5 protein-coding genes are annotated in these 2,124 nt (G+C 37.3%); all 5 read left to right on the top strand.

Features of this window, described 5'->3' with window-relative positions; translation table 11 throughout:
* The coding region (locus ACIPNH_RS03475) for a major capsid protein (protein WP_400771753.1) at positions 1-560 on the top strand (560 nt) is incomplete at its 5' end.
* A gap of 97 nt (positions 561-657) precedes the next feature.
* Entirely contained in the window at positions 658-963 is a 306-nt protein-coding gene (locus ACIPNH_RS03470) for a head-tail joining protein (RefSeq protein ID WP_400771751.1), read from the top strand.
* Positions 964-1,452, top strand: a complete 489-nt coding sequence (locus tag ACIPNH_RS03465) for a phage tail protein (RefSeq protein ID WP_400771749.1) — start codon at positions 964-966, stop codon at positions 1,450-1,452.
* Positions 1,453-1,461: 9 nt separating this feature from the next.
* On the top strand, positions 1,462-1,944 hold the full coding sequence (locus tag ACIPNH_RS03460; RefSeq protein ID WP_400771747.1) for a hypothetical protein: 483 nt from the start codon (positions 1,462-1,464) through the stop codon (positions 1,942-1,944).
* Positions 1,931-2,124: phage baseplate assembly protein V (locus tag ACIPNH_RS03455; protein WP_400771745.1), on the top strand; the 194-nt coding region annotated here is incomplete at its 3' end. The genes ACIPNH_RS03460 and ACIPNH_RS03455, both read left to right, overlap by 14 nt.

Below are 2,124 nucleotides of genomic sequence, written 5' to 3'. Positions count from 1 at the left end.
TATTAAATCTGTACAACGAATTTGAAATAACACCAAAAGTAGTAAATTTTGCCCTTGGAACAGCAACAACTGATGTAAAACGTAAGTGTCTGGAAGTATTGCGGCATATAGAAGATAACCTAAGTGGTGAATATATGACTGAAATTCATGCCTTGGTAAGCCCTGAGTTTTTTGATGCACTAACTTCTCATGCAAAAGTAAAAGAAGCATATGAAAGATGGCAAGAAGGAGCAGCGCTAAGGAATGATATGAGGTCAGGGTTTACATTTTGTGGCATAACGTTTGAGGAATATAGAGGGCAAGCAACTGACCCTGAAGGAACGGTTAGAAGATTTATTGAGAAAGATACAGGGCACTGTTTTCCACTAGGAACAGCAAGCACGTTTACAACATATTTTGCACCAGCAGACTTTAATGAGACGGTGAATACTCTCGGACAGCCACTCTATGCAAAACAAGAGCCAAGAAGATTTGATAGAGGGACCGATTTACATACGCAGTCAAATCCTCTGCCAATGTGCCACCGCCCGGACGTTTTGGTCAAGATCGTTGCAGCATAACAATACTGGTAGAGTAACTACAAGGTGGTGAGGCACAGAACGACTCTACCGGTATGCGCTTTCTTAGCATGTAAAGGTTAGTATATCAAAAAGAAATATGCAAGAGAATATTAAGCGATTATTAGAAGATTGTTTTGCCCATTTAGGAGAAGTGGCTTTATATAAATCAAAGGATAAGTCATATATGGTACAGGTATTAAAGCAACAGCCAGATAAATTATACGAGATTGGTGAAGGACAATTTGTGGGAGAGATGCTTTTTCTTGAGGTAAGCATTTTTGATATACTGAGGCCAATGGTAGGAGATATTTTTGTTATAGGTGACCGTAAATATAAAGTATATTCTCCACCGCTGCAAGATAATTCAGGAATGGTATGGAAAATTCGAGCGTCAGGAGTATAAATGCGTATTAACACCGGTAGTATTATACAAAGTATAGATGCTGAAAGGAAAAAAGTGGAAAAAGTGACGGTGAGTGCATTAAACAAAACAGCAATATGGCTAAAATCAAAAGCAGCTAAGGAAATTAGTGAGGAAAAGAGAATAAAATTAAGTTTGATAAGAAAGAGATTAAGAATTTTTAAAGCAAAAACAAGCAGATTAGAAGTGTTAATTAGAGCAAATCTCTACGACATTAGAGCATCGACAATTGGCAAAATACAAAAAACAAGAAGAGGATCGAAAGTAGGAAAGCATGGGTTTATAGGAGGATTTGCAGCAGTTATGCCAAAAGGAAATAGCGGTATGTTTAAACGTGAAGGAAGGGCAGCATTGCCAATAAAGGAAGTTAAGTTGCCACTCGAACCTGAGGCTTCAAGGATAATAGGGAATCTTGTTAATTATGAAGTTGAAAAGGTATTTGAAAAATATTTTATACATTACATAAGTTAAATTATATGCATGACAAAGTTCTGGAAAGATTTACATAAAGCAATTTGCAGCACACTGAAGGAAGAAATACTGGCTATACAGACATGTGAAATTTATCCAGCAATAAGGAAAGAATTAGTAGCGCCAGCGGTGTTTGTAGAACTAACAAGTTTAGAACCAGGTAAAGATGCAGGTACTGATGAATTAGCATTGAAAGCCAGGTTTGAGGCGAGGATTGTAGTTGATGGAACAGTAGAGGATTCCTCGGTAGTTGTTAGAACATTAGCTGCTGAGGTTGCGAGAGTAGTAAATAAAAATACTTGGAATGTGGAAAATGTTTCACCAGGAGAATTTATCTCTGCAGAAGTTGACGGATTTAGGCCAGAGTTAGGTGCGTATTTAGTGTGGTTGATTGAGTGGGTGCATACAATACACGTAGGTCGATCTATTTGGGAAGAAGGAAAATTTAAGCCACATACAATAAACGTAGGAAATATAAATGTTGGATCATAGTTTTGCGATTTCAGAGCTAAATAGGAAGCTAGCAAACGTTGTTCGTATAGGAATTGTAAAAGAAATAGATTATGAAAAAGCGAAAGCGAAAGTCAAAATAGGTGAAATTGTAACAGATTTTCTTCCATGGATAACTTCTAGAGCAGGAGAGGAAAGAAGCTGGCTACCACCAAGCATAAA

The sequence above is a fragment of the Wolbachia endosymbiont of Drosophila barbarae genome (genome assembly GCF_044752445.1).
GTDB classification, from domain to species: domain Bacteria; phylum Pseudomonadota; class Alphaproteobacteria; order Rickettsiales; family Anaplasmataceae; genus Wolbachia; species Wolbachia pipientis.
The sequence above is the reverse complement of the archived record's forward strand: the minus strand, read 5'-3'. Positions and strand labels throughout refer to the sequence as shown.

Bases quoted from the DNA above. Each gene is read 5' to 3' on its own strand.
- ACIPNH_RS03460 (WP_400771747.1), top strand. From the start codon at position 1,462: ATGACAAAGTTCTGGAAAGATTTACATAAAGCAATTTGCAGCACACTG.
- ACIPNH_RS03470 (WP_400771751.1), top strand. From the start codon at position 658: ATGCAAGAGAATATTAAGCGATTATTAGAAGATTGTTTTGCCCATTTA.
- ACIPNH_RS03465 (WP_400771749.1), top strand. From the start codon at position 964: ATGCGTATTAACACCGGTAGTATTATACAAAGTATAGATGCTGAAAGG.